Annotated in this window: 5 protein-coding genes; all 5 read left to right on the top strand. The window is 61.9% G+C overall.

What is annotated here, in order from left to right:
* Positions 1 to 547 (top strand): hypothetical protein (locus IK083_07940; protein ID MBR4749483.1); only part of this gene is annotated, 547 nt, incomplete at its 5' end.
* Complete coding sequence (locus IK083_07945) at positions 544 to 1,857, top strand: flavin oxidoreductase/NADH oxidase (GenBank protein MBR4749484.1); 1,314 nt, start codon at positions 544 to 546, stop codon at positions 1,855 to 1,857. The genes IK083_07940 and IK083_07945, both read left to right, overlap by 4 nt.
* Positions 1,858 to 1,861: 4 nt before the next feature.
* Positions 1,862 to 2,596 carry a 3-ketoacyl-ACP reductase gene (locus tag IK083_07950; GenBank protein ID MBR4749485.1) on the top strand — a complete coding sequence of 245 codons (735 nt, stop codon included), beginning with the start codon at positions 1,862 to 1,864 and terminating at the stop codon, positions 2,594 to 2,596.
* Between the two features lies 1 nt (position 2,597).
* A complete protein-coding gene (locus IK083_07955) occupies positions 2,598 to 4,502 on the top strand; it encodes an FAD-binding protein (protein ID MBR4749486.1) in 1,905 nt (634 codons plus the stop codon).
* Between the two features lie 12 nt (positions 4,503 to 4,514).
* Complete coding sequence (locus IK083_07960) at positions 4,515 to 5,516, top strand: hydroxyacid dehydrogenase (GenBank protein ID MBR4749487.1); 1,002 nt, start codon at positions 4,515 to 4,517, stop codon at positions 5,514 to 5,516.
* Positions 5,517 to 5,939: the final 423 nt, after the last annotated feature.

Below are 5,939 nucleotides of genomic sequence, written 5' to 3' on the forward strand. Positions count from 1 at the left end.
CTTCATCATCTCCGGCAAGGAGGGCCAGCTGCTGTGCGACATAGGCAGCGGCGAATACACCCGCCAGTATTTTCAGAGAGACACCAGATACGGCTTTTTGTGCAACTCCTCGGAGGGGCATTCGGTGCCCGTCATAGACGGCTGCTATCAGAAGGCCGGCAGGGAATACACCGGCACCCTGACCTATGAGGGCGGTTCCCGGGCGGAGCTGGAGATAGCCGGGGCCTACGGTCTGGAGCAGCTCACCGGGCTCAGCCGCAGCTTTGAATGGACCGACAGCTCTGTGACGGTCAGGGACTCCTTCCGGGGCTCCTTCCGGAGCGTCACGGAGCGGTTCGTCACCCTCCTGAAACCCCGCTTTGAAAACGGGACCCTGTACGTTGGCAGCCTGAAAGCTCAGGTCCCGGACTGCGCCATATCCGTCCGCGAGCACCGTCTCCACAACCATTCCGGCATCAGGAACAACAAGGAGCCTGTATATCTCATCGACATACCTCTGGCGGAGGGACAGACAGAATTTGCCATTACTTTTGAGGTGACCGCATGAAACGCAACACTTACACAGACCCCCGGGTCTTTCTGGAACAGAACGCCGCTCTCGGCGCGGGCATACCCTACACCGAGGACCTGTCCGTCCTGAAGCAGAGCCTGACCGTGGGCTCCTGCGTCATTCCCAACAGACTGTGCTGCCAGCCCATGGAGAGCTGCAGCGCCCTGCCCGACAACACCCCCGACGAGATCACTCTGCGGCATTACAGGATGTTTGCCGAGGGAGGCGCCGGCCTGGTATGGCTGGAGGCCACCGCGGTGCTGCCGGAGGCGAAGGCCAACTCCTTCCAGCTCTACATCTGCAAGGACAACGTGGACAGCTACAAGCGCACTGTGGAAGAGATAAAAAAAGCCGGCCTGAAGCGCAACGGCTACGAGCCTGTGGTGGTGCTGCAGCTCACCCATTCCGGCAGATATTCCAAGCCCTCGGGCCTGCCGGAGCCCATCATAGCCTACACCAATCCCGTGTGGGAAAAGGACAAGCCCGTCTCCCCGGACAGGATCGCCACCGACGAGTATCTGGACCGGGTCCGGGACGCTCTGGTGGAGGGCGCTGCCCTGGCGGAGGAAGCCGGCTTTGACGGCGTGGACATCAAGTGCTGCCACGGCTATCTCCTGAGCGAGCTGCTGTCCGCCTACCACCGGGAAGGGCGCTACGGAGGCAGCCTGGAAAACAGGAGCCGCCTCTTCAGAGAGTCGGTCAGCGGCGCCATGGAGGTCACGGACAAGACCTTTGTCACGGTCCGCATGAACGCCTTTGACGCCATCCCCTACCCCTGGGGCTTCGGCATGAAGCAGGACGGCAGCAACGAATTTGACCCCGCGGAGGCCGCCTGGATACTCCGGGAGCTGGCCAAGAGCGGAGTGGAGCTGGCAAACATCACCGTAGGCAACCCCTACGTCATCCCCCACGTGAACCGCCCCTTCTTCAAGGGCGGCTACGAGCCGGAGGAGCATCCTCTCACCAACGTGGCCGACATACTCGGGGCCACGGCCCGGCTGAAGGAGCTGGTCCCCTCGGTGAAGCTGGTGTGCTCCGGGCTCTCCTATCTGGGAGTTGCCGCTGCCGGCGTGGCCGCAGCCATGATAGGCAAAGGGGCCTTTGACATGGCAGGCTTTGGCAGACAGACCTTTGCCTATCCGGATTTTGCCGCCGACATACTCACCAAGGGCGGCATGGACCCCCGCAAGATCTGCCTGTGCTGCTCCAAATGCACCGACATCATGAGGACAGGCAGTCCCGCTGGCTGCCCCGTGAGAGACCAGGAAGTATATCTGCCCATTTACAAGGAAAAGGTAAGAGGTTAACGACATGAAAAACGCTGTAGTGACCGGAGTGGCCGGCGGCATAGGCTTTGCCACCGTGCGCAAGCTGCTGGAAAACGGATACCGTGTGACGGGCATGGACATAGCGCCCGCCATGCCCTCGGAGCCCGGAGAGGGCTTTGTGTACGTCAGGGGCGACCTGTCCCGGACCGAAGACAGGGCCCGTCTCATAGACTGCGCCCTGAATACCCACGGGCAGATAGACGCCCTGATCAACGTGGCGGGAGTGGCCCCCAAGGTGCGGGCGGACCTGCTCACCATGACCGAGGAAAGCTATGATTTCGTCATGAACATCAACACCAGGGGCACCCTGTTCCTCACCCAGCTGGCAGCCCGGCATATGATCACCAATCCCGGCGAGCGCAAGGGAGCCATAGTCAACATATCCTCCATGTCCGCCTACACCACTTCGGTGAACAGAGGGGAATACTGCATCTCCAAGGCGGGGGTCAGCATGATCACGGCCCTTTTTGCCGACCGTCTGGCGGAATACGGCATCATGGTCAACGAGATACGCCCCGGCATCATAGCCACGGGCATGACCAGCACCGTGAAGGAAAAATACGACCGGCTCATAGAGGGTGGCATCCTGCCCATCAAGCGCTGGGGACAGCCGGAGGACATAGCCGCGGCTGTGCTGACCCTCATAGACGGCTCTCTCCCCTACGTGACCGGCCAGTCCATAGACGTGGACGGCGGCTTCCATATCCAGAGACTGTAGCATGAACACCGAATATTACGACGCTCTCATCATAGGCACCGGAGCGGCAGGCTACAACGCCGCCTGCCGTCTTGCCCGGGAGGGGACCAGGTCCTTTGCCGTCATCACCGAGGACGTGATGTGCGGCACCAGCCGCAACACAGGCAGCGACAAGCAGACCTATTACAAGCTGGGGCTGGCGGGCGACTCTCCCGACAGCATACGCAAGCTGGCCGAGAACCTGTTTGCCGGCGGCTGCGTGGACGGAGACACGGCTCTCTGCGAGGCAGCCCTGTCCGTGAGATGCTTTTTCAACCTCACGGAGCTGGGAGTGCCCTTCCCCTACAGCCGCTACGGCGAATTCGTAGGCTACAAGACGGACCACGACCCCTATGCCAGAGCCACCTCCGCCGGACCTCTCACCTCCAAATATATGACCGAAGCCCTGGAGAGACAGGCCGCCGGCCTGGGCGTCAGGGTGCTGGACCGGCTCCTCTGCGTGGAGATAATCAAGACGGAGGGCAGGGTCTCCGGCGTCATAGTCCTGAACAGGGACACAGGCGCCCTCAGAGCCATCGGCTGCCAGAGCCTGATACTGGCCACCGGAGGACCTGCGGGCATATACGCCCACAGCGTGTATCCCGCCTGCCACACGGGCTCCACGGGGCTGGCCATCGACGCGGGAGCCTCGCTGCAAAACCTCACCGAATGGCAATACGGTCTGGCCTCCACGGCCCCCAGATGGAACGTGTCCGGCACCTACATGCAGGCCCTGCCCCGCTTTGTGTCCATAGACGAGGAAGGCCGGGAGACCGAGTTTCTGGCGGAGTATTTCCAGGACCCCTATGAGGCCCTGTCCATGGTATTTCTCAAGGGCTATCAGTGGCCCTTTGACAGCAAAAAGGTGCTCTCCGGCTCCTCGGTCATAGACCTGCTGGTTTACAGAGAAACGGCCATGAGAGGCAGGAAGGTGTATCTGGACTACACCCGCAACCCCTTCGGCCTCGAAGAGATAGACTATGGCAAGCTGGCGGACGAGGCGGCGGAATATCTGCGCAATGCCGGCGCCTGCTTTGGCAAGCCCATAGACAGGCTGGCCCACATGAACACCCCGGCCATAGAGCTCTACCGCTCCAAGGGAGTGGATATAGCCCGCGAATATCTGGAGATAGCCCTGTGCGCCCAGCACAACAACGGCGGCATCGCCGTGGACAAATGGTGGCAGACGGACGTGCCCGGCCTTTTTGCCGCGGGAGAGTGCGCCGGCACCCACGGCATCACCCGCCCCGGAGGCTCCGCCCTGAACGCGGGCCAGGCCGGCTCCCTGAGAGCGGCCCAGTACGTAGCCGCTCAGCCGAAGCAGGACCGGGATGCGGCGGCCTTTGAAGAGGCGGCCGAGGCCGCCCTGCGGCGCCACGAAGCCTTTTGCGCCCGGGTCCTCTCCAACCCGGACAACGCGGCGGAGTTCATAGACAGGGCCCGGCTCACCATGAGCGCCTGCGGAGGCGCCATCCGGTCCCCGAGAGCCATGAAGCAGGCCTTGCTGGACGCGGAGGCGTCCCTGTCCCAGCTGGAAAACACGGCTGGAGTCGCAGGCCCGGACAGCCTGTTCCTTGTTTACAAGCTCAGGGACCTGCTGACGGTGCAGACAGCCATGCTCACCGCCTGCCTGGACTACGCCGACACCCTGAAGGCCACCAGAGGCTCCGCCCTGTATTGCAGCAGGGAGGGCAGCCTGAGGGAAGGTCTGGACGAGCAGTTCCGCTTTGTCCCGGAGACCGTCCCCTCCGGCGGCATGGTGCAGCAGATCAGGAAGGAGGGCTCCTCCTACTCCGTCACATGGCGGCCCGTAAGGCCTCTGCCGGAGGAGGACATCTTTTTTGAAAACGTGTGGCGCAGATATCAGAAGGACAAAAACGTTTATTGATCGGAAGTCATTATGAACAGCATATTTCTCAACCAAAACCCCGGCACCGTCGCCGCTGTATATCCCGAGGCTCTGACAGAAGCCCTGGCCCTGTCCGCCGGTCTGGACCCGGCGGTGCGGACCAAAGAAGACGTCCTGCGGGAGCCGGAGCTCTATGCCGGGACCGAATACGTGTTTTCCACCTGGGGCATGCCCGCCTTTACCGAGGAGGAGATAGCCCGGGTCTTTCCCTCACTGAAAGCGGTGTTTTACGCGGCGGGGTCCGTGCAGGGCTTTGCCCTCCCCTTTATCCGCAGTGGCGTCAAGGTGTTCAGCGCCTGGGCCGCCAACGCGGTGCCCGTGGGCGAATTCACCGCGGCGGAGATAGCCCTGTCCTGCAAGGGCTTCTGGGCATCCTCGAGACAGGCCTCCCGGGGGGACTATGCCGGAGCCCGCAGGAGCTTTGGCGGCTACCCCGGCTGCTTTGAGCAGAAGATAGGCGTCATAGGCGCCGGCATGGTGGGCAAGGAGGTCATCAGGAGGCTGAAGCAATACAGATTTCACACCCTGGTATTCGACCCCTTCCTGCCCGACTCCGCAGCAGAGGAGCTGGGAGTGGAAAAATGCTCCCTGGAGGAGCTTTTCTCACAGTGCATAGTGGTGTCCAACCACCTGGCCAACAACCGGGAGACAAAGGGCATGCTGAACTACGGCCTGTTTTCCCGCATGCTCCCCTGCGCCACCTTTATCAACACGGGACGCGGCGCCCAGGTGGTGGAACAGGACCTGGTGAAGATCCTCACGGAGAGGCCGGACCTGACCGCCCTGCTGGACGTGACGGACCCGGAGCCTCCCGTCGAAAGCAGCCCCTTCTTCGGACTGGACAACTGCATCCTCACCCCCCATATAGCCGGCAGCTCCGGCAGGGAGGTGGCCAGGATGGCAGAGTATATGGCGGAGGAATTCGCCGCCTTTTCACAAGGCAAGCCGGTGAGGTATATGGTGACAGAAGAAATGCTCAGGACCATGGCCTGACAAGATGCGCTCAAGAGCACGCCCTGACAATAACAAAGCGGAGGACCACCCTCCGCTTTTTTATTCTTTCCGCGTCATCCCGGCGCGCTCCCCGCGTCATCCAGGCCTTGTCCCGTTCAAACACAACGTCACTTCGGCGGTGAGGGCAGAACGCCCTCACCGGTAAGAAGCCCCCTGTTATAAGAAGGAAGCACTGCGGCAACGCACAGGCCCAACGGGACAAGAGAACGCTTTTTGCACACGCCACAACCCCGCGTCATCCCGGCCAAAACGGCATAAAATGCCCTCCCTTGTCATCCCGGCGGAAATCGCATATGTGTAATGCGTCAGCATTACGCGATTTCCGGTAAGGGATCTCTGGAGGGTCCGCCAGCCCGTTCCTTACTCCGGCTTTGCCGGAGCGGGCTGGTGGAAGGGGCCAGA

This window comes from Abditibacteriota bacterium (assembly GCA_017552965.1).
Lineage (GTDB): Bacteria > Armatimonadota > UBA5829 > UBA5829 > UBA5829 > RGIG7931.

Bases quoted from the DNA above. Each gene is read 5' to 3' on its own strand.
- IK083_07945 (MBR4749484.1), top strand. From the start codon at position 544: ATGAAACGCAACACTTACACAGACCCCCGGGTCTTTCTGGAACAGAAC.
- IK083_07950 (MBR4749485.1), top strand. From the start codon at position 1,862: ATGAAAAACGCTGTAGTGACCGGAGTGGCCGGCGGCATAGGCTTTGCC.
- IK083_07955 (MBR4749486.1), top strand. From the start codon at position 2,598: ATGAACACCGAATATTACGACGCTCTCATCATAGGCACCGGAGCGGCA.
- IK083_07960 (MBR4749487.1), top strand. From the start codon at position 4,515: ATGAACAGCATATTTCTCAACCAAAACCCCGGCACCGTCGCCGCTGTA.